Raw genomic sequence first — 21,557 nt, forward strand, 5'->3', positions numbered from 1 at the left:
CGGAAGTTCTGTCAACGCACCATAAAGAAGGAACTGGGGAATGAACGACTACACCAAATATCTCGCAAGCCGCGTCACGGCAGGCGGACTGAGCCGCCGCGAATTCATGGGACGCGCCATGGCGGCGGGCATCACACTTGCCGTCGCCGACAAGCTCTTCACCGAAAGCGCTGAAGCTGCCGAACCGAAGCGCGGCGGCCACCTGAAGCTCGGCCTCGAAGGAGGCGCTGCAACCGATTCCAACGATCCGGCGAAATTCCTGTCGCAGGTGATGTTCTGCATCGGCCGCTGCTGGGGCGACATGCTGGTCGAATCCGATCCGCTGACGGGTGCTGCCGTACCGGCGCTTGCCGAATCCTGGGAACCGTCGAAGGACGCGGCGACCTGGACCTTCAAGATCCGCAAAGGCGTCAAGTTCCACAACGGCAAGGAGATGACGATCGATGACGTCGTTGCGACGCTGAAGCGCCACACCGATAAAAAGTCGGAATCCGGCGCACTCGGTGTCCTCGGCTCGATCAAGGAAATCAAGGCCGACGGCGGCAATCTCGTGCTGACGCTCAGCGAGGGCAATGCCGACATGCCGCTGCTGCTGTCGGACTACCATCTGGTCATCCAGCCGAATGGCGGCGTCGACGATCCTCTGGCCTCGATCGGCACCGGCCCCTACAAGATGACGAGCTTCGAGCCTGGCGTCCGCGCCACCTTCGAGAAGAACAAGGACGACTGGCGAACCGACCGCGGTTATGTCGATTCGATCGAGATCATCGGCATGAACGACGCCACCGCCCGCATCGCGGCTCTTTCATCAGGCCAGGTGCATTATATTAACCGCGTCGACCCGAAGACGGTCAACATGCTGAAACGCGCACCCAATGTCGAGATCCTCTCGACCGCCGGCCGCGGCCACTACGTCTTCATCATGCACTGCGACAAGGCGCCGTTCGACAATAACGACCTGCGCCTGGCCCTCAAATACGCCATGGATCGCGAGACCATGGTGCAGAAGATCCTCGGCGGCTACGGCAAGGTCGGCAACGACTTCCCGATCAACAGCACCTATGCACTGTTCCCCGAGGGCATCGAGCAGCGCGTCTATGATCCCGACAAGGCGGCCTTCCACTACAAGAAATCGGGCCACAGCGGCTCGGTCCTCCTGCGCACGTCGGAAGTCGCCTTCCCCGGCGCCGTCGATGCGGCCGTCCTCTATCAGGAAAGCTGCAAGAAGGCCGGGATCGAGATCGAGGTCAAGCGCGAGCCCGGCGACGGCTACTGGACCAATGTCTGGAACGTCCAGCCCTTCTCGACCTCCTATTGGGGTGGCCGTCCGACGCAGGATCAGATGTATTCCACCGCCTATCTCTCGACGGCGGACTGGAACGACACCCGCTTCAAGCGTCCTGACTTCGACAAGCTGCTGCTGCAGGCCCGCGCCGAGCTTGATGAAGCCAAGCGCAAGGACATGTACCGCACCATGGCGATGACGGTGCGAGACGAGGGCGGCGTGATCCTGCCGATGTTCAACGACTTCGTGAACGCCTCCACCAAGCAGGTGAAGGGCTATGTCCACGATATCGGCAACGACATGTCGAACGGCTACGTCGCAAGCCGGGTCTGGCTGGACGCCTGATGGCAAGAGGGGGCGCTTGCCCCCTCTGATCTCCAACGAAGCCGGGACCGTGGGATGAAACCCCGCGGTCCTCCCGACGTTTTAGCGCGAGGCCTTCGCCATGACCAATCCTGCCCCGAGCGACATCTTGCCTGGGCTAAAGTTCCGGCAGCGTTTTCCGTTGCTTGCCCTTATCCTCGAGCGCTTCGTGCTCAGCGTCGTCCTGCTTTTCGCTGTTTCCATCCTGATTTTCGGTGGTCTGGAAGCCCTGCCCGGCGATTTTGCTACCACCTATCTCGGCCAGTCGGCGACGCCGCAGGCCGTTGCCAATATTCGCCAGGACCTCGGACTGAACCGCCCGGTCACGACGCGTTACGTCGAATGGCTCGGCAACGCCGTGCAGGGTGATTTCGGCACCTCTTGGGCCAGCAAGAATTCGGTGAGCGAACAGATCGGCAAGCGCCTCGGCAACTCCCTCTTCCTCGCGGGTTTCGCAGCGGTGATTTCAGTGCCGCTTGCCGTCGGGCTCGGCATGCTGTCGGTGCATTTCCGCAACCGCATGCCTGACAAGATCATCAACGTGATCTCGCTTGCGGCGATCTCGCTGCCGGAATTCTTCATCGGCTACCTGCTGATCCTCTTCTTCGCGGTGAAGTTCGGCATGGCGACCTTCCCGGCGACGGTCTATGACAGCATGGGCTTCGTCGAGCGGTTGAAGGCGATCGCGCTGCCGACGGCGACCCTCGTGCTCGTCGTGCTCGCCCATATGATGCGCATGACGCGTGCGGCGATCCTTTCGGTCATGTCCTCGGCCTATATGGAGACTGCGGAACTGAAGGGCCTCAGCGCCTCCCGTTCGATCGTCAAGCACGCCGCCCCCAATGCGCTCGCGCCGATCATCAACGTCGTCGCACTGAATCTCGCCTATCTCGTGGTCGGAGTCGTCGTCGTCGAGGTCGTCTTCGTCTATCCCGGCATGGGCCAATATATGGTCGATGCGGTCACCGTGCGCGACATGCCTGTCGTGCAGGCCTGCGGCCTGATCTTTGCCGCCGTCTATATCTTCCTCAACATGACGGCCGATATCCTCGCGATCATCGCCAATCCCCGGCTGAGGCATCCAAGATGAGATTGCGAGACATCCCCATCACCGCCTGGATCGGCATCATCGGCATTGCCATCGCCTTCATCTGCGCCCTCTTCGCACCCTGGATCGCGCCCTATGGCGAGACCCAGGTCGTCGGCGACGTCTGGGCGCCTGCCGACGCGAATTACGTCTTCGGCCTCGACAATCTCGGCCGCGACATCCTCTCGCGGCTGATCTACGGCGCGCGCACGACACTGCTGGTCGCATCGGCTGCGACCATCATCTCCTTCTCGCTCGGCGTCATTTTGAGCTTCACCGCCGCCGTCTCACGCGGCCTCATCGACACCGTCTTTTCGCGCTTCAACGATCTGATGATGTCGATCCCGACACTGATCTTCGCGCTCGTGGTTCTTGCGGTGCTGCCTCAAAACATCATCGTGCTGATCCTCGTCATGGCGATCCTGGATTCGACCCGCGTCTACCGCCTCGGTCGTGCCGTGGCGCTCGACGTCGCGGTGATGGAATTCGTCGAGGCGGCGAAGCTGCGCGGCGAAGGCAAGCTCTGGATCATCTTCCGCGAAATCCTGCCGAACACGCTCTCGCCGCTGCTTGCCGAGTTTGGGCTTCGTTTCGCTTTCTCGATCCTGTTCCTCTCCACACTTTCCTTCTTGGGTCTCGGCATTCAGCCGCCGGCGGCCGATTGGGGCGGCATGGTCAAGGACAACAAGGACGGCATCATCTTCGGCATATCGGCAGCGCTGGTGCCGGGCTCGGCGATCGCGGCCCTTGCCGTCTGCGTCAACCTCGTCGTCGACTGGCTCCTGAAACGCACATCCAGCCTCAAGGGAGGGCGCGGCGATGCCTGAGCTTCTTTCCGTTCGCAATCTGAAGATCGAGGCGACCAGCTATCCGCCGGGCGAACCGCCGAAGCGGGTCACGATCGTCGACGGCGTTTCCTTCGATCTGCAGAAGGGCAAGGTTCTCGGCCTCATCGGGGAATCGGGCGCCGGCAAATCGACGATCGGCCTTTCCGCACTCGCCTATGGCCGGGGTGGCGCCGAAATCACCGGCGGCGAGGTGCTGCTGGACGGCTCCGACATCCTGGCGCTCGGGAAAAACGGCATCCGGAAGATTCGCGGTGCCCGGGTCTGTTATGTCGCGCAATCGGCCGCTGCCGCCTTCAATCCGGCGCATCGGCTCGGCGATCAGGTGATCGAAGCGTCCGTCAAACACGGACTGATGAGCAAGGACGAGGCGCGCAAACGTGCGCTTTATCTGTTCGGAGTGCTCGGCCTGCCCAATCCCGAAACCTTCGGCGAGCGTTTTCCCCACCAGGTTTCCGGCGGCCAGCTGCAGCGGGCGATGACGGCGATGGCGCTCTGCTCCAATCCCGAACTCATCGTCTTCGACGAGCCGACCACGGCGCTTGACGTTACCACGCAGATCGACGTGCTGGCGGCGATCAAGCATGCCATCGAGGAAACACACACAGCTGCCCTCTACATCACCCATGACCTCGCCGTCGTCGCCCAGATCTCGGATAACATCATGGTTCTGCGCTACGGCAAACAGGTGGAATATGGCAGCGTCCAGCAGATCATCGAGGCACCACGGGAAGACTATACCCGCGCCCTCGTCAATGTCAGGCAGGCCTATCGCGAGGAGGCCGCCGACCAATCCACGGCGCTTCTGAAGGTGGAAAATGTCGGCGCCGAATATTCCAACGGCTTCAAGGTGCTGCACGATGTCTCGCTGCATGTGCCGAAGGGGCAGACGCTTGCGGTCGTCGGCGAATCCGGTTCCGGAAAATCGAGCTTGGCTCGCGCGATTACCGGCCTCCTGCCGCCGAGCGGCGGGCGCATCGTCTTCGACGGCAAGCCGCTGATGCCCGATCTCAAGAACCGGCCGAACGATGATCTCAGGCGCATCCAGCTGATCTACCAGATGGCCGACACCGCCATGAACCCGCGACAGACGGTCCGCGACATCATCGGCCGCCCGCTGACCTTCTATTATGGCCTGAGAGGCGCTGAGAAGACGGCAAGGGTCAAGGAACTGCTCGACCAGATCGAAATGGGCAAGGGCTTTGTCGATCGCTATCCGGCCGAACTCTCTGGCGGCCAGAAGCAGCGCGTGGCGATCGCAAGAGCGCTGGCCGCCAAGCCCGAACTCATCCTCTGCGACGAGCCGACCTCGGCGCTCGATCCGCTGGTGGCAGAGGGTATCCTCAAATTGCTCCTGCGCCTGCAAAAGGAAGAACAGCTATCCTATGTCTTCATCACCCACGACATCGCGATCGTCCGGGCGATTGCCGACAGCGTGGCGGTGATGCATCGTGGCAAGCTGGTGCGGTTCGGTCCGAAATCGAAGGCGCTGTCACCGCCCTTTGACGATTACACCGATCTGCTGTTGAAATCCGTGCCGGAAATGGAAATCGGCTGGCTGGAACGCGTGCTCGCCACGCGTCGCATGGAAAGCGCCGGCAACTGAATGTGCATCAAGGAATGAGCATGGCCTCGCGCGGCTTCACCACCATCGAGAATAAATGGATTCTGCTGAAGGATGGGACGCGGCTAGCCGCGCGCATCTGGATGCCCGACGGCGCGGAGAAAGATCCCGTTCCCACCGTCTTCGAATTCCTGCCCTACCGCAAGCGCGACGGGACGAGCCCACGCGATGAATCGACCTATCCGGTGTTTGCTGCGGCGGGCATTGCAGGCGTTCGCATCGATATCCGCGGATCGGGAGAGTCCGACGGCGTCATCGACGGCGAATATACCGAACGCGAGCTTGCCGATGCCTGCGAGCTGATCGCCTGGATTGCCGCGCAGCCATGGTCGAACGGCTCGGTCGGCATGATGGGCATCTCCTGGGGCGGCTTCAACAGCCTTCAGGTCGCAGCACTCCGTCCGCCGGCGCTGAAGGCCGTCATTTCGATCGCCTCGACCGTCGACCGCTACAATGACGATATCCATTACAAGAACGGCTGCCATCTCTCCGCCCAGCTTTCATGGGCGGCGACGATGCTCGGTTATCAGTCGCGGCCGCCCGATCCTGCGCTTGTTGGTGAGCGCTGGAAGGAGATGTGGCTGGAACGACTGGCAGGCGAACCCTTCTTCATGGAAGAGTGGCTGAGCCACCAGCGACGCGATGATTTCTGGCGTCACGGCTCGATCTCAGAGGATTTTTCCCGCGTCGAAATCCCGACGTTGGTCATTGCGGGCTGGGCGGACGGCTATCGCAATACGCCTCTGATGGCGGTCGAGGGCCTAGGCGGCAAGGCAAAGGCGCTGATCGGCCCCTGGGTGCACAAATATCCGCACTTTGCCTGGCCGAAGCCGCGCACGGATTTCCATGGCGAAGCGATCGCCTGGTGGAACAAATGGCTGCGTGGCGAGGACAACGGCATCGACAACCTGCCCCAGGCCCGCGCCTATATTCTCGACGCCATCCGCCCTGCCCCGCGCCGCGACAGCGATCCGGGCTTCTGGGTCGCCAAAGATGAATGGTCGCCTCCGCGGATGCAGTGTTTCTATGTCGAGCAGTTCGGCAAGCTGACGGAAGGCATGCCGATCCCGCATGCGCCCGAGCATCCCGTCTATCTCAGCTCCCCTCTCGACACCGGCACGGCCTCGGGCGAATATTTTACGCTGAAGCCCGACGCCGAAATGGCAATCGATCAGCGCTCCGACGATGCCGGTTCGCTGGTCTTCGATACGGTGCCGCTTTCCGCCGATTGCGATTATCTCGGCCGGCCCGTGCTCACGCTTGCGCTGCGCGCGCGGGCGACGGGCGGCAATCTCTACGCCCGGCTCGTCGATATCCATCCCGACGGCACGGCGACGCGCGTCGCCTTCGGCGTCGTCAATCTCACTCACCGCGACGGCAATGCCGATCCCATGCCGCTCGTGCCAGGCGAGAATGTATCGATCCGGCTCGTGCTCGATGCCTGCGGCTATCGCTTCCGCAAGGGGCATCGCATCCGTCTCTCGCTTTCGACGGCTTATTGGCCGATGATCCTGCCGCCGCCTGAAGACGAAGGGATCGACATCGATATCGCCTCGCTCGGCCTGGGATTGCCGATGCTCGGCGACCACCAGCGGATCGAAATCGAGGAACCGGCCAATCCCGATCCGCTGCCGAAATACATCGAGCATGTCGCCGCCGCGACCAAACGGCAGGTCGTCCGCGATCTCTCGGCCAATCGAACCGATTATTGCATTCATGAGGATACCGGGCTCTACGAGCACCCTGAGACGGGGCTGTCGACCCGTCAATTGCGCGAGGAAGTCTGGTCGATTTCGCCGGGTGATCCGCTGTCGATGAAGGGCACGTCGACATGGACCTGCGACATGCGCCGCCCGGGCTGGTTTGTCCGCACGGTCGCGACCGCGCAGATCGCCTGCACCCGGACCGATTGGATCATCAGCGCCGTCGTCACCGCTTTTGAGGACGACGTGCAGATCTTCAAAAAGGTCTTTGCCGAAAAGCGGATCGCGCGCGATCTGATGTGATCGTCAAGTCGCGGCAAAATGCCTGACGGCCTCGCAGACGGCGCGGAAGCCGTCGCGCGCGCCGTCGCTCATGTGACGGGCGCGCAACCAGGCATGCACCATCTGCGGCTCTTCCCGGAACCAGACTTCGACGCCCGCGTCGGCGAGGCGGGCGGCGTATTGCCGGCTGTCGTCGCGAAGGGGGTCGAAATAAGCGGCGGTGATGAAGGCCGGCGGCAGCCCGGCAGCGGACGATACGTTGAGCGGCGCGGCGATGGAGTTGTCCGCCGGGGCCTGAAGAATCTCGCGGTAATAGGCGACATCTGCCGTCGTCAGGCCAGGTGCCTCGGCCATTTCGACGTAGGAGCCGGTATCGAGGCCTCCGCCGAGCGCCGGATAGATCAAGACCTGGCCGACAATACCGGGCAATTCCTCGTCGCGTGCACGCAAGGCAAGGCCCGCCGCAAGATTGCCGCCGGCGCTGTCGCCAATCAGTACGACCTTGTTGTCGGCGGAAAGCAGATGCTTCAACACGGCGAAGCCGTCATCCGTCTGTGCCGGCCAGCGATATTCAGGGGCGAGGCGATAATCGACCGAAACGAGTTCCGCGCCGGCAAAATCGGCGATCTCGGCGCAGATGGCATGATGGCTCTCGAGCGAACCGACGACAAAGCCGCCGCCATGAAGATAGAGAAGGACGGTACGGGTGCTGATCTTCCGGGGACGGTAACGCCGGATCGGTATGCGCTGGACCATGCCGTCGGCAAAGATCATGTCAGGGGGCAGCGGCCGGTCGAACCGTGCACAAAGAGCGTCGTACCAATGCCGTTGCTGCTCGACTGACGCTTCGACGGCATCGACGGGATAGAAGCTATCGCAAATTTCGAGAAACTGCAGGATGCCCTTTTCGGTAGGGGTAGGCGATGGAGCGGACATGGAGGGTCCTTTCGATTTGGGACAATGCAGATCCATGTCCCTGGCCGACTCTGCTTTCATCATGCGCTCTTGTGTTGCAGGCAATCTGTCCGCCAGCGACCTGTGGATGTCGCGACGCTCCATAATTTTGAACCTGCAATTCGGGCCTCCGTATATTTTTCAAAAGAACTGATAATTTTTTGGTCGTCGACCCAAGGAAAGCCATCGGAGAAACGTCTCAATCCCGAAATAGCATCTTGCTTGATAGCTTGGGGGTAGGTGCGCATTGGACGCGGAGCTCATAGAACGGGCGCAACGCGGTGACCGTGAGGCCTTCGGGCAACTGGTCTCGCGTCATTATGATTTCGTCCATGCGACGGCGTGGCGATGGTCGGGCAGTTCCACCGACGCCGACGACATCGCCCAGGAGGTCTGCGTCAAGCTCGGCGGGGCAATCCGCAGCTTTCGCGGCGCGAGCAGCTTCAGGACATGGCTCTACACATTGACGCTCAACGCTGCCCGCGATCACAGGCGTAAGCTTGCGCGAGAGGAGCGGACCTTCCGCGCCTATGCCGCCGAGCCGCAGCAGGATGGACCACTCGGAAATGACGACGAGGTCTCGAGCGAATTATGGGCGGCTGTGCGTGCTTTGCCGGAAAGACAATGCGACGCGGTGTTGCTCGTCTATGGCGAAGGCCTCAGCCACGCCGCCGCCGCCGATGTCATGGGCTGCTCGGAAACGACGGTGTCCTGGCAGGTCCATGAGGCGCGCAAGAGGCTGAAGGCTATGCTCGGCCAGGAAGAGGTATGACCGTGGACAAGGAACTCGAAAAGCTCTCCCGCACCACACCGCCGGCAGCCGATCCGGAGGCACGCGCGCGTGCGCTTGCGGCGGCGATGCAGGCCTTCGACGACGCCGCAGCGGTGCCCCAAGGAAATGCGAAGGGCTGGCGTCAAAGCTCCATCATCAACTGGATATGGAGCCCTGCCATGAACAAGAAATTTCTCGCCGGTTCAGCCCTTGCGACGCTGCTCGTCATTCCCGCCGCCGGCTATCTCGCAATCGAGCTGACCCGTAGCGGCTTGCCGATCGTCGATCAGGAAAAGATCACGGACAATATTTCGCAAATTATTGCGCCGAAACCGGCAGAACCCGTCACGGCCGCGCCTCAGCTTTCCGAGGCGGCGACCGAAGAGGACGGGCCGGCTCAATCGGCCGCCGCGACTGATGGGCAAACCTCACAGGACAAAGAGCAGCAGGCCGCAAAGCCCGATGCTCTCAAGAGTAAATTGGAGGATTCCGCCGCGACGGACGGGCTGGCCAAGCGCGCTGCGCCGGCCGCTCCGGGCATAGCGGTTGAGGGGCAGCTATTGACCGAACCGATGGCCGCCATCGTCCCTTCGCCTGCGCCGCCGGCGGAGGGACGGGTCCAGATCCAGCTCGATCCCGGCCGAGAGCGATTTGCCAATGCCGCGGCCAATCCGATCAAGAGCGTTGCGACCGATCCGGTGTCGACCTTCTCCGCCGATGTCGACAGCGCCTCCTATTCCTTCGTCCGCAGGTCGCTGACGGGTGGGGCGATGCCCGATCCGCAATCGGTTCGAGTCGAGGAGATGATCAATTATTTCCCCTATGACTGGCCTCGTCCCGAGAATGCCAATCAGCCGTTCAAGGCGACGGTGACTGTCATGCCGACACCGTGGAATCACGACACGGAATTGATGCATGTGGCGATCAAAGGCTATGACATCGCGCCGGCAACGGCGCCCCATGCCAATCTGGTGTTCCTGATCGACGTGTCGGGCTCGATGGACGAGCCGGACAAGCTGCCGTTGCTCAAGAGTGCTTTTCGCCTGCTCGTGAACAAGCTGAAGGCCGACGATACCGTCTCGATCGTCACCTATGCCGGCAATGCCGGCACGGTGCTGGAGCCGACCCGAGTGGCGGAGAAATCGAAGATCCTGTCTGCGATCGACAGGCTTGAAGCGGGGGGCTCGACCGGCGGTGCCGAAGGCATAGAGGCGGCGTATGATCTTGCCAAGCAAGCCTTCGTCAAGGACGGCGTCAACCGGGTGATGCTGGCGACCGATGGCGATTTCAATGTCGGTCCCTCGAGCGACGAGGATTTGAAGCGGATTATCGAAGAGAAACGCAAGGACGGCACCTTCCTGACCGTTCTCGGCTTCGGGCGCGGCAATCTCAACGATTCCCTGATGCAGACGCTGGCGCAGAACGGCAATGGCAGCGCCGCCTATATCGACACCCTGGCGGAGGCGCAGAAGGCGCTGGTCGAAGAAGCCGGATCGACGCTGTTTCCGATCGCCAAGGACGTCAAATTCCAGGTGGAGTTCAATCCGGAACGCATCGCCGAATACCGGTTGATCGGCTACGAGACGCGCGCGCTCAACCGCGAGGATTTCAACAATGACCGCGTCGATGCCGGCGATATCGGCTCAGGCCACAGCGTCACGGCAATTTACGAGATCACGCCCAGGGGAAGCCCGGCGGTCATGAATGACGACCTGCGTTACGGCCCGGCTGAGAAGGCGCCGGCCGAAACATCGGACAGCGCGCATCGTGGCGAACTTGCCTTCGTCAAGATGCGCTACAAGCGGCCGGGCGAAGACAAGAGCGCTCTCATCACCACGCCCGTCGGTGACAGCAACGCGGTCGCCAGCGTTGATGCCGCGCCGCAGGATGTCCGTTTCTCGGTAGCGGTCGCCGCCTTCGGCCAGAAACTGAGCCGCGTCGCCGCCGTTGATTCCTATTCCTATCAGGCGATTGCCGATCTCGCCGCGGCATCGCGGGGGACTGATACTTTCGGCTACAGGTCGGACTTCCTCGGCCTCATCAGGCTGGCGGACGGCCTCAGCCAACGGTGAAGGCTGATCGGATCGTCGGTTCGTGACAGAGAGGCTTTCTGAAAGGGGAGCCTCTCCTCGGCGTTAACCCAGTCTCGATCCGTTGGCCGTGAGATAAACAGCGTAAAGAGAGGTGGTCGCAGTGATGAAGAGACGGTTCAGTTTCTCTCCTGCGAAAGCAACATTGGAAACGATCTCGGGAATATGGATCTTGCCGAGCAGAGTGCCGTCAGGATCATAGGCGTGCACGCCGTCGCCGGCGCTCGCCCATATCCTTCCCTTCCGGTCGACGCGAAAGCCATCGAAAAAGCCGGCGGTGCATTCGGCGAAAACGCCGAGATCAGTGAGCTTTCCATCGCTTGACACTGCGAATTTTCTTATATGACGCGGACCGCCCGGCAGGTGCGAGGCGCCGGTGTCGGCGATGTAGAGCACTGTCTCGTCAGGTGAGAAAGCCAGCCCGTTCGGCTTGACGAAGTCGGATGTCATCTGATCGGTCGCGCCCGTCGCCGGATCATGCCGGTAAACATGGCATCCGCCGATTTCCTCTTCTCCGTAGTCGCCCTCGTAATCGTGGAGGATGCCGTAGCTCGGGTCTGTGAACCAGACCGTGCCATCGGATTTGACGGTGACATCGTTTGGGGAATTGAACCGCTTACCCGTGATCCGGTTGGCCAGGACGCTGACCCTGCCGTCGAATTCGGTTCGCGTGACACGGCGCGTCAGATGCTCGCAGGTGAGGAGCCGACCCTGATTATCGACGGTGTTGCCGTTCGAGTTGTTGCTGGGCGAGCGGAAGACGGAGGTATGCCCGCTGGTATCGTCGTAGCGCATCATCCGATTGTTGGGGATATCGGAGAAAACCAAATAACGGCCCGCGGCAAACCACGCCGGTCCCTCCAGCCAACGGCCGCCGGTCCAGAGCCGTTCGACACGAGCATGGCCGACGAAGCAGCTTTCAAAGCGCGGATCGAGAACCTCGAACCCCGTACCTTCGATTTCCCCGAACATGATGCCTCCTATCTCAAATTGTTATCGATATCATTTTGTCTTGTTTTTCAGGTCTCGTACAGATGTTGATGCGTCCGCACCTGCGGAAATCCCGCCCGAATTCGGCTTTTCAAGCTGTGGAACGACGTATGGCTGCAATAATATCGATTGTAGGATGATAGCGATAACTTTATCGTGTCTCGAACTGCCCGACTCTGAAGCTTTGTGAAAGCGGAGACCAGTGAAAAACGAGGATGAGCCGAAAGACAAGCGTCTCAAGCCGGGAGATGCTCAAAAGCTGACGATGGCGGAGGTCGCCAAATATGTCGGCGTATCGGCCATGACCGTTTCGCGCGCTTTTCGACAGGATGCGAGTGTTTCCGAGGAGACCCGCAAGCGCATCATGGAAGCCGTCGACGCGCTGGGCTATGTGCTCGATCTTTCGGCCGGCAGTCTTTCGTCGCGGCGCAGCGGCTTCATCGCGGCGCTGGTGCCGTCCATCAACAATTCAAATTTTTCCGACACAGCGCGAGGGATTACCGATGCGCTGGAGAATACCGGTCTGCAGCTTCTTCTCGGCTATACCGACTATTCGGCGGAGAAGGAAGAAGAGCTGATCGAGGCGATGCTGCGCCGCCGCCCGGAAGGCATCATCCTGACCGGTGGTTCACATACCGCGCGGGCGCGGCGGATGCTTGCAAAAGCCGGCATTCCCGTTGTCGAAACCTGGGAACTTCCGGAAGACCCGATCAATCATGTCGTCGGCTTTTCCAACAGCGAGGCGATGGCTTTGCTGGTGCGCACGCTTGCCAGCCAGGGATATCGGAAGTTCGGCTATATCGGCGGAACGACGGCGCGCGATACGCGCGGCAGCCAGCGGCGAAGCGGTTTCCAGAAGACTGTCGAAGAACTCGGCCTGGTACCGGGGCGGATGATTTCCTTCGGCATCCCGCCCATCACCATGGAGCAGGGCGGCCAGGCTATCGTCAGCCTGCTGGAGCGCTGGCCGGACACGGAAGTGGTTCTCTGCGTCTCCGACCTTTCCGCTTTCGGCGCCATCATGGAATGTACGCGCAGGGGAATGAAGGTTCCGCGGGACATCGCCGTTGCCGGTTTCGGCGACTATGAGATCTCATCCATCTGTCATCCGCGCATCACGACCATCAATGTGGACTGTTATGGCATCGGCCGCCAGGCGGCTGCTCGCCTGCTGCACGCCCTGCAAAGCGGCGAGGCGACCGGCGACGAGATCACATTGACCAGCTATAGGGTTGTCTTGCGCGAAAGCACCGATCGCGCCGGCGCGCCGACAGTGTGAGCACGACCACGCCGCACGTCTTTTCAGACGCGCGGCGCTGCAACAATTTGAATTGGCGATAATATTATCTCTACGCGATTCCGACTTAGGGAATCACGTGGTTGGGTCAGAAGGCGATCTGCACTTTCATCGACTTGCTGCGATCGCCCGCCAATTCGAAAGCAGCGACGGCCTCGTCGATGGCAAAAACACCCGTCAGCAGAGGCTTCAAATCGACGCGACACGCATTGATCAATTCGACGGCGAGCCCAAACTCCTCGTGGAAACGGAAAGTCCCGCGCATCTCGATTTCTTTCGCAACGATCATGTTCTGCGGAATGGAGACATCGCCGCCGAGGCCAAGCTGCACGAGAACGGCGCGAGGCTTCAGTGTTTCCAGGCCGGCGCGCACGGCCCTCTCATTGCCTGACGCCTCGAACATGACGTCGAAATATCCCTTGTCGGCGCTGTAAGCGGCAAGGTCGGCTGCATGCGTTGCCACGTTGATCGTTCGGTCCGCGCCACTGGTGCGGGCAATGGCCAGAACACTGTCGGTCACATCGGTCGCCACGATTTCGCGGGCGCCGAGAACGCGCGCCGCAACGATTGCCAGCATCCCGATGGGGCCGCAACCGGTGACAAGCACCCGTTTGCCAAGCAGCGATCCGGCGCGGTTTGCCGCATGCAGCGTCACGGCAAAAGGTTCGGCGAAGGCGGCCTCGTGAATGGAAATGCCGTCGGCGACCTTGTGGCATTGCCAGCGCTCCGCCACCAGGCGCTGGCGAAAGCCGCCCTGAATATGCGGCATTGGCATGGCGCTGCCGTAAAACCGCATGTTGAGGCAGTGGTTCTGCTGTCCCTTCAGGCAATATTGGCAATGGTTGCACGGCCTGCTCGGGGAAACCGCGACACGATCCCCCACGGCAAGGTCTGTGACGCCGGCACCCAGCGCCTTGATCGTGCCGGCGATCTCATGGCCGAGGATCATCGGTTCGCGCAGGCGAACGGTGCCGAAGCCGCCATGATTGTAATAGTGCAGGTCGGAACCGCAGATACCGCCGGCTTCGATGGCGATCTCCACCTGCCCAGCTCCCGCGATCTCCGGTTCGCGCTCCTCGATCCTGAGATCTTTGGCCGCATGAATGACGATGGCTTTCATATCGGGATCCTCACACGACGGGAGTTGGAAGCGGGCCACCCGCAAAATGCGCAGCGAGATTGTCTCTGACCAACTGGCCCATGGCCTTGCGCGTTTCGACAGTGCCAGAGCCGTGATGGGGCTGCAACACGACATTCTCAAGCGCCAGGAAACGTGCGTCGATCCTCGGTTCGTTCAGGAAGACGTCAAGGCCTGCGGCCTGAATGGTGCGGTCCTGGAGCGCTGCGATCAGCGCTTCCTCATCGACGGTCGTCCCGCGCGAAACATTGATCAGGATGCCGTTGGGGCCGAGAGCGTCGAGCACTGGCGCATTGATGATCTTCGTCGTCGCTGCCCCTCCCGGGACGATGACGACCAGAAAATCGGCCCAATCGGCAAGCTTTATGAGGTCGGGCTGGTAGGCGTAGGCAACGTCCTTGTGTTCATTGCGGGTAAAATAGGAAATGTCGCAGCCGAAGGCGGCAGCCCTTCTGGCGATTGCCTTTCCGATCCGTCCCATGCCGACGATGCCCACCTTCTTGCCGGACACCCGCGTTACCAGTGGCATGGCAACGTTGCCCCACTGGCCGGTGCGGACGAAAACATCGCCCTGCGGGATCTGTCGCGCCGTGGCGAGCAGCAATCCGATGGCGATATCGGCGACATCCTCGGTGAGCACGTCGGGCGTGTTCGTCACGCGAATGCCGTTGGCGCGGGCATAGGACAGGTCGATCGCGTCGGTGCCGACGCCGTAGCAGGAGACGATCTCCAGTTTCGGCAGTCGCTTCATCAGATCGGCGGAAGCGCCGAGTTCGCCACGGGTAGCAATGGCGCGGATATCGCCGCCGACTTTTGAAATCAGTTCCTGCCGATCCGCCGCTTCCCACAGGCGGTGGACACGATAATTCGCCTCCAGATCCACCATGTCCCATTCCGGATACGCACCGGCCATCAAGATTTCTACCTCAGGCATTTCGTCTCCATCCCGCATTTTGGCAGTTGATTATGTTATCGATAACATATAATCCGGGAAAGGGATGTCAAGTAAGTTTCACCCGGGTGACGGCGCAAGCCGTTACCCGCAGCGAGACTGGAGGAGTGATTTGCATGAAGAACCTGTTTGATCTTACCGGACGGTTGGCTCTCATCACCGGCTCTAGCCAGGGGATCGGCTATGCGTTGGCCGAGGGCCTGGCGCAGTATGGAGCCGAGGTCATCATCAACGGCCGCACGGCGGAAACGGTCCAGCGCGCGGTCGAAAGCCTCCGGGATCAAGGCCTGTCGGCCCATGCGGCCGTCTTCGACGTGACCAGCAAGGACGCTGCCGCACAGGGGATCGCGGCGATCGAAGCCGATATCGGGCCGCTCGACATCCTGATCAACAATGCCGGCATGCAATTTCGCACGCCCCTGGAACACTTCCCGGCGGACAAATGGGAATTGCTGCTGACCACCAATATTTCGAGCGTCTTTTACGTCGGCCAAGCGGCGGCCCAGGGCATGATCGCCCGCGGCCAGGGCAAGATCATCAATATCGCCTCCGTTCAAAGCGAACTGGCGCGCCCCGGCATCGCTCCCTATACGGCGACCAAGGGCGCGGTGCGGAACCTGACCCGCGGCATGTGTGCCGACTGGGCCAAGCATGGCCTGCAGATCAATGCGATCGCGCCGGGCTATTTCAAGACGCCGCTGAACCAGGCGCTCGTCGATAATCCCGAATTCTCGTCCTGGCTGGAGAAGCGCACCCCGGCCGGCCGCTGGGGCAATGTCGAGGAACTGGTCGGGGCTGCCGTTTTCCTGTCGGGCCGCGGTTCGTCCTTCATCAACGGGCACACGCTGTATGTCGACGGCGGCATCACGACCTGCCTCTGACAGAGGTGCGACGATGAGCTTCGCGAAGAAGGCACCGCCTCTGGCCGTCATTGTCATGGGCGTCAGCGGCTGCGGCAAATCCTCGGTCGGAGAACGGCTCGCTGCCCGAAACGGCATACCGTTTCTGGAGGGCGATCGGCTCCATCCCGCTCAAAACGTTGAGAAGATGGCGCGGGGCATACCGCTTGCCGATGACGACCGCCTACCGTGGCTCGACCGGATCGGCGAGGAAATAAGAACCTCACAGGATGCATCGCAAGGATTGGTGATTTCCTGTTCGGCGCTGAAGAGAAGCTATCGAGACAGGCTGCGGCAGGCGGCGGGCGGGCGCCTGGCCTTTGTTTTCCTGGAGGGATCCCGCGACCTGCTGCTGTCACGGATGCAGGCGCGCCAGGGCCATTTCATGCCGGCGTCCCTGCTCGACAGCCAGCTGCGGACGCTGGAGCCGCCGACCGGCGAAGCCGGTGTGGTGACGGTGGCGATCGACAATGCCTTGGATGATATTGTGGCGCTGGCTTGCAAGGGACTGAGCGGCATGGCCGTCAAGGGAGGAGATTATCATGCAGGATGATTATAGAGCAGATGTCGCCGTCATCGGCGCCGGCATCATGGGAACGGCGATCGTCACCCGATTGATCGAAACCGGGCACAAGGTCTCCGTTTTCGATCTCGATGCCGAAAAAGTCGCGGCTTTGGTGGCCAAGGGCGCCCGCGCAGCGAGCTCCGTAGAGGATGCGGTCTCGGCCTCGGAATTCTGCGTGCTCAGCCTCAATCACGCAAATATCGTGCGCGCCGTCGTCTTCGGTGAAAAGGGTGTCGCCGCGGCGGCGAATGCCGGCAAACTGCTGATCGACATGTCGTCCATCGATCCTGCCGAGACGGCCGAGATGGCGGCGCGACTGCGCCGGGAAACGGGCATGGCATGGGTGGATTGCCCGCTCTCCGGCGGCGTGCCCGGCGCGCTCGGCGGACGGTTGACGATCATGGCGGGCGGCAACCTGGAGGATTTCGAGCGGGCGCGTGTGGTGATGCGGCATCTTGCCGCCAACTATACGCTGATGGGCACATCTGGCGCCGGGCAGACTACGAAGCTGATCAATCAGCTGTTTTGCGCCGTGCTGTTTCAGGCCGTCGCCGAGGCGGTCAAGCTCGCGGAAGCCGGCGGCGTCGATGCGGCAGCCATTCCGACAGCCCTTGCCGGCGGCCGGGCGGACAACCGGATCATGCAGGAATTCATGGCGAAGTTCGCCGCGCGGGATTTCTCGCCGACCGGCAGGATCGACAACATGCTGAAGGACCTGGATTCGCTTCAGGCCTTTGCGCTGAAGACGAAGACGCCATTGCCGATGACGGGCGCAGTGGTCGAAATCCACCGCCTGCTCTGCGCCGGCGGTCTCGGGCCGAAGGATTCTGCCGAGATGATGCGCCTTCTCGACGGATTCCGCGGCGATTGATCTCAATCTCTGGAGAAATTCGAGATCGCCATCTTTCCGCTTGACCATCCACAAATGTTATCGATAACATACAGCAATGACAACCGCAGCTTTGGGAGGAGCCACAGTGGAAGCCAAGAGACTGCTGGAGTTCCAGTCGATCACCAAGAGCTTCGGCGGCACGCAGGCGCTGCGCGACGTCTCGATCGATTTGCGCGAGGGCGAGATTCTTGCGCTGCTGGGAGAAAACGGGGCCGGCAAATCGACGCTCATCAAGACGCTTGCCGGCATCTACAAGCCCGATAGCGGCGACATCCTGTTTCGCGGCCAGAGCTACCATCATCGCCCCCCAAAGCCGAACGAGCGGCAGCCGGTTGCCTTCATCCACCAGGATCTTGGTTTGATCGAGTGGATGACGGTCGGTGAGAACATGGGCCTGTCGCAGGGTTTCTCGATGCGTCGCGGCCTGATCGATTGGAACAGGACGCAGGCGCGCGCCAGGGAAGCCTTGAAGCTCGTCGGCTGCGATTTCGATCCGACCACGCGAGTCTCGGCGCTGTCGCGCACGGAAAAATCGCTCGTCGCCATTGCTCGCGCGCTTGCCGTCGAAGCCGATGTTCTTGTGCTCGACGAGCCGACGGCGAGCCTTCCCGCCGACGAAGTCGACCGGTTGTTCAATGCGATCCGCCCGCTGAAGGACCGCGGCGTCGGCATGATCTACGTCTCCCACAGGCTCGACGAGATTTTCCGCATCGCCGATCGGGTCGCCGTTCTGCGCGACGGCTGCATGGTGGGACAGAAGCCCGTCAGCGAGACCACTCCCGACGAACTCGTCACAATGATCATCGGCCGCAGCGGCGATAGCCTCTTTTCCAAAACCGCGATCACACCCGGCAAGGCGATCGTTAAGGTCCGCGATCTCGTTTGCGCCGGTACGAGCCCGATATCCTTCGATATCCGCGAGGGCGAGCTTTTGGGACTGGCCGGATTGCGCGGTGCCGGTCAGGAACGCATCGGCCGCGCTCTGTTCGGTTGCGAGCCCTTCGACGGCTCGGTTCTGCTGCATGATGAGGCCCCCGATCTTTCGAGTCCGCTGCGGGCAATGGCGTCGGGCATCGGATTGATCGCCCGTGACCGGACGGAAGAATCGGTGGCGCTCTCGCTTTCCATTCGGGAAAACACCTACCTCAATCCGGGAGCCGTCGGACGCGGGCTTTTGTCCTTCCTGTCGCCGCGCGGCGAAGCTGACCTTGCCCATAAGATCGGCCATTCAGTTGGCCTCAGGCCGAACGATCCGGATCTGCCGGTCGAGGCCCTCTCCGGCGGCAACCAGCAGAAGGTCGTCGTCGGCCGCTGGCTGGCGACTGGCCGCAAGCTGCTGATCGCGGAAGATCCAACCGCCGGCGTCGACATCGGCGCGCGTGCGGAAATCTACCGTCTGATCACCCAGGCGCTCGAGGCCGGCCTCGCGGTTGTCGTCGTCTCGACGGATTTCGAGGAAATTGCCCATATCTGCCACCGCGCGCTGGTTTTCTCGCGCGGCAAAATCGTCAGCGAACTGACTGGAAGCGCTCTGACGACGGAGGCGGTTATCACAGCCGCATCCGCATCGGAGGCCGCTTGAACTATCGGGAGAACAGCCATGCAATCCATTGAATCCACGGCGCTGGAGCCGACCAAGAGCGAAATGGCCGGCCTGTCTACAGGGCAGAAGATCGGACGCCTGATCCCGGTTTATGGTCTGGTGATCCTCACCGTCGGCCTGATCGTGATCTTCTCGATCCTTCTGCCCGATACGTTCCCGACCGTGTTGAACGTCCGCTCGATCGTGTCCGACAAAGCGATCATCGCGCTTCTGTCGCTGGCTGCGATGATCCCTATGGCATCGGGTCGCATCGACCTGACCGTCGGCTACGGCATCGTGCTCTGGCACATTCTCGCCATCAGCCTGCAGACGGCCTATGGCCTGCCCTGGCCGGTCGCCGTCCTCATCGTCCTCGCACTCGGCGTCTTCACCGGCTTCATCAACGGCCTGCTGGTCGAGGTTGCCAAGATCGACAGCTTCATCGCCACACTCGGCACGGGAACCGTCCTCTACGCGCTTGCGCTCTGGCACACCGGCGGGCGGCAGGTGGTCGGCGTCCTGCCTGAGGGTTTCTACGCGCTGAACGGCACCATGCTGTTCGGCCTGCCGATTACAGGCTTTTACGTGCTCTTGATCGCGATCTGCATGTGGATCGTGCTCGAATACCTGCCGATCGGCCGCTATCTCTACGCGATCGGCGCCAATCCCAAGGCCGCCGCCCTCAACGGCATTCCGGTCCGCAAATTCGTGATCGGCGCCTTCGTCACCTCGGGCCTGCTGGCGGCGCTGACCGGCGTTCTTCTCGCCTCGAAGCTGCGCATCGGCCAGGCGAGCGTCGGCCTCGAATATCTCCTACCGGCGCTTGTCGGTGCTTTCCTCGGGTCGACGACGATCAAGCCGGGACGGGTGAACGTCTGGGGCACCTTGATCGGCGTCATCATCCTGGCGGTCGGAATATCAGGAATTCAGCAATTCGGCGGATCGTTCTTCGTCGAACCGCTGTTCAACGGCGTGACCCTGCTGATTGCCATCGGCATAGCAGGTTACGCCCAGCGCAAGCGCGGGGCCGTGAGGAGGATCACGCCCGCATCGAAATGAGGCCGGATCGCCGGCATTTCATAACAAATAAAATGGAGGAGTGAACATGAAGCGCAGAACGTTATTGCAGGCAACGGTCGCAACCGTCGCCGTTATGCTGAGCATGCCGGCATTGGCCGACTCGATGGCCGACGCCAAGGCCGTGGTGGACAAATACGCGTCGAAGGTGAGTGCGTGGGATGGCCCGACGACCGGCCCCAAGGGCGCTGCGGGCAAGAACATCGTCATCCTCGCCGCCGATATGAAGAACGGCGGTATCCTCGGCGTGGTCAATGGCGTTCAGGAAGCAGCAGGTGCTCTGGGATGGACGGTGAAGGCGCTTGACGGCGCCGGTTCCATCGGCGGACGGACCGCGGCTTTCGGCCAGGCGATGGCGCTGAAGCCTGACGGTATCATCATCAACGGCTTCGACGCCGTCGAGCAGAAGCCGGCGATGGAAGCGGCCAAGGCGGCTGGCATTCCGATGGTTTCCTGGCACGCCGCCTCGGCGGTCGGTCCCGTTCCCGAAGTCGGCGTCTTCGCCAACGTCACGACCGATGCGATGGAAGTGTCGAAGTCTGCGGCGGATTGGGCCTTTGCCGACGCCGGCGGCAAGCCTGGTGTCATCATCTTTACTGACTCCACTTATGCGATCGCGATCGCCAAGGCCGACCGCATGAAGAAGGAGATCGAGGATCTCGGCGGCACGGTGCTCGAATATGTCGACACGCCGATTGCCGAAACCTCCCAGCGCATGCCGCAGCTCACCACATCGCTTCTGCAGAAGTATGGGGCGAAGTGGACGCATTCCCTGGCGATCAACGACCTCTACTATGACTTCATGGGGCCGTCGCTTGCCTCCGCCGGCATTGCCGGTGACGGAAAGCCGGTCAACGTCGCAGCCGGCGACGGTTCGGAGAGCGCCTACCAGCGTATCCGCGCCAAGCAGTATCAGGCCGTCACCGTCGCTGAACCGCTCAATCTCCAGGGCTGGCAGCTCGTCGACGAACTGAACCGCGCTTTTGCGGGCGCTCCGTGGTCCGGCTATGTGTCGCCGCTGCATGTGGTGACCAGCCAGAACGTCGAATTCGATGGAGGACCGAAGAACAGCTTCGACCCCGATAACGGCTATCGCGACCAATACAAGAAAATCTGGGGCAAATAAGCCCTTCGACCAAGGGCGTATCGACTGATACGCC

General features: G+C 61.7%; 18 protein-coding genes. 14 read left to right on the forward strand and 4 right to left on the reverse strand.

The window, feature by feature from the left end; translation table 11 throughout:
- Positions 1-40: 40 nt before the first annotated feature.
- The 5 genes from EFB14_RS09405 to EFB14_RS09425 all read left to right on the forward strand — a co-directional run bounded on the left by EFB14_RS09405 (position 41) and on the right by EFB14_RS09425 (position 7,210).
- Positions 41-1,630 (forward strand): ABC transporter substrate-binding protein, encoded by a 1,590-nt coding sequence (locus tag EFB14_RS09405; RefSeq protein WP_126824716.1) that lies wholly within the window; start codon positions 41-43, stop codon positions 1,628-1,630.
- 100 nt (positions 1,631-1,730) lie between these two features.
- A complete protein-coding gene (locus EFB14_RS09410; RefSeq protein ID WP_125843349.1) occupies positions 1,731-2,738 on the forward strand; it encodes an ABC transporter permease in 1,008 nt (335 codons plus the stop codon).
- Positions 2,735-3,562 carry an ABC transporter permease gene (locus EFB14_RS09415; protein WP_125843347.1) on the forward strand — a complete coding sequence of 276 codons (828 nt, stop codon included), beginning with the start codon at positions 2,735-2,737 and terminating at the stop codon, positions 3,560-3,562. The genes EFB14_RS09410 and EFB14_RS09415 overlap by 4 nt, the downstream gene beginning before the upstream one ends.
- Positions 3,555-5,186, forward strand: a complete 1,632-nt coding sequence (locus EFB14_RS09420) for an ABC transporter ATP-binding protein (RefSeq protein ID WP_126824719.1) — start codon at positions 3,555-3,557, stop codon at positions 5,184-5,186. The genes EFB14_RS09415 and EFB14_RS09420 overlap by 8 nt, the downstream gene beginning before the upstream one ends.
- Positions 5,187-5,206: 20 nt before the next feature.
- Positions 5,207-7,210: a CocE/NonD family hydrolase gene (locus EFB14_RS09425; protein WP_126824722.1), complete on the forward strand. Its 2,004-nt coding sequence runs from the start codon at positions 5,207-5,209 to the stop codon at positions 7,208-7,210.
- A gap of 3 nt (positions 7,211-7,213) precedes the next feature.
- Here the strand turns inward: EFB14_RS09425 and EFB14_RS09430 are convergent, their stop codons facing one another.
- Entirely contained in the window at positions 7,214-8,125 is a 912-nt protein-coding gene (locus EFB14_RS09430) for an alpha/beta hydrolase (protein ID WP_126824725.1), read from the reverse strand.
- Positions 8,126-8,390: 265 nt separating this feature from the next.
- Between EFB14_RS09430 and EFB14_RS09435 the strand changes: the two genes are divergently transcribed.
- Positions 8,391-8,915, forward strand: coding sequence for an RNA polymerase sigma factor (locus EFB14_RS09435; protein WP_125843339.1), 525 nt, complete (start codon positions 8,391-8,393; stop codon positions 8,913-8,915).
- Positions 8,912-10,987, forward strand: coding sequence for a VWA domain-containing protein (locus EFB14_RS09440; protein ID WP_126824728.1), 2,076 nt, complete (start codon positions 8,912-8,914; stop codon positions 10,985-10,987). Before EFB14_RS09435 ends, EFB14_RS09440 begins: the two co-directional genes overlap by 4 nt.
- Before the next feature lie 63 nt (positions 10,988-11,050).
- Here EFB14_RS09440 and EFB14_RS09445 read toward each other — a convergent pair whose 3' ends face one another.
- Complete coding sequence (locus EFB14_RS09445) at positions 11,051-11,977, reverse strand: SMP-30/gluconolactonase/LRE family protein (RefSeq protein WP_126824732.1); 927 nt, start codon at positions 11,975-11,977, stop codon at positions 11,051-11,053.
- A 220-nt stretch (positions 11,978-12,197) separates the two neighbouring features.
- Here EFB14_RS09445 and EFB14_RS09450 point away from each other — a divergent pair, with 220 nt between their 5' ends.
- The gene (locus EFB14_RS09450) at positions 12,198-13,274 is read left to right on the forward strand and encodes a LacI family DNA-binding transcriptional regulator (RefSeq protein WP_126824735.1); all 1,077 of its coding nucleotides are present in this window, start codon (positions 12,198-12,200) and stop codon (positions 13,272-13,274) included.
- A gap of 106 nt (positions 13,275-13,380) precedes the next feature.
- Here the strand turns inward: EFB14_RS09450 and EFB14_RS09455 are convergent, their stop codons facing one another.
- Positions 13,381-14,412 carry an L-idonate 5-dehydrogenase gene (locus EFB14_RS09455; protein WP_125843331.1) on the reverse strand — a complete coding sequence of 344 codons (1,032 nt, stop codon included), beginning with the start codon at positions 14,410-14,412 and terminating at the stop codon, positions 13,381-13,383.
- A gap of 10 nt (positions 14,413-14,422) precedes the next feature.
- Positions 14,423-15,364, reverse strand: coding sequence for a 2-hydroxyacid dehydrogenase (locus EFB14_RS09460; protein WP_125843329.1), 942 nt, complete (start codon positions 15,362-15,364; stop codon positions 14,423-14,425).
- Between the two features lie 134 nt (positions 15,365-15,498).
- On the opposite strand from EFB14_RS09460, the gene EFB14_RS09465 reads away from it, so the two are divergent.
- The 6 genes from EFB14_RS09465 to EFB14_RS09490 all read left to right on the forward strand — a co-directional run bounded on the left by EFB14_RS09465 (position 15,499) and on the right by EFB14_RS09490 (position 21,523).
- Positions 15,499-16,263, forward strand: coding sequence for an SDR family oxidoreductase (locus tag EFB14_RS09465; RefSeq protein WP_125843327.1), 765 nt, complete (start codon positions 15,499-15,501; stop codon positions 16,261-16,263).
- Positions 16,264-16,276: 13 nt separating this feature from the next.
- Positions 16,277-16,834 carry a gluconokinase gene (locus EFB14_RS09470; protein ID WP_125843325.1) on the forward strand — a complete coding sequence of 186 codons (558 nt, stop codon included), beginning with the start codon at positions 16,277-16,279 and terminating at the stop codon, positions 16,832-16,834.
- Complete coding sequence (locus EFB14_RS09475) at positions 16,824-17,717, forward strand: NAD(P)-dependent oxidoreductase (protein ID WP_126824738.1); 894 nt, start codon at positions 16,824-16,826, stop codon at positions 17,715-17,717. Before EFB14_RS09470 ends, EFB14_RS09475 begins: the two co-directional genes overlap by 11 nt.
- Positions 17,718-17,823: 106 nt before the next feature.
- On the forward strand, positions 17,824-19,320 hold the full coding sequence (locus tag EFB14_RS09480) for a sugar ABC transporter ATP-binding protein (protein WP_126824741.1): 1,497 nt from the start codon (positions 17,824-17,826) through the stop codon (positions 19,318-19,320).
- A gap of 18 nt (positions 19,321-19,338) precedes the next feature.
- On the forward strand, positions 19,339-20,379 hold the full coding sequence (locus EFB14_RS09485) for an ABC transporter permease (RefSeq protein WP_007634471.1): 1,041 nt from the start codon (positions 19,339-19,341) through the stop codon (positions 20,377-20,379).
- A gap of 46 nt (positions 20,380-20,425) precedes the next feature.
- Positions 20,426-21,523, forward strand: coding sequence for an ABC transporter substrate-binding protein (locus EFB14_RS09490; protein ID WP_126824744.1), 1,098 nt, complete (start codon positions 20,426-20,428; stop codon positions 21,521-21,523).
- Positions 21,524-21,557: the final 34 nt, after the last annotated feature.

Origin of the sequence: Rhizobium fabae (genome assembly GCF_003985135.1) — a bacterium.
Taxonomy (GTDB): Bacteria; Pseudomonadota; Alphaproteobacteria; order Rhizobiales; family Rhizobiaceae; genus Rhizobium; species Rhizobium pisi.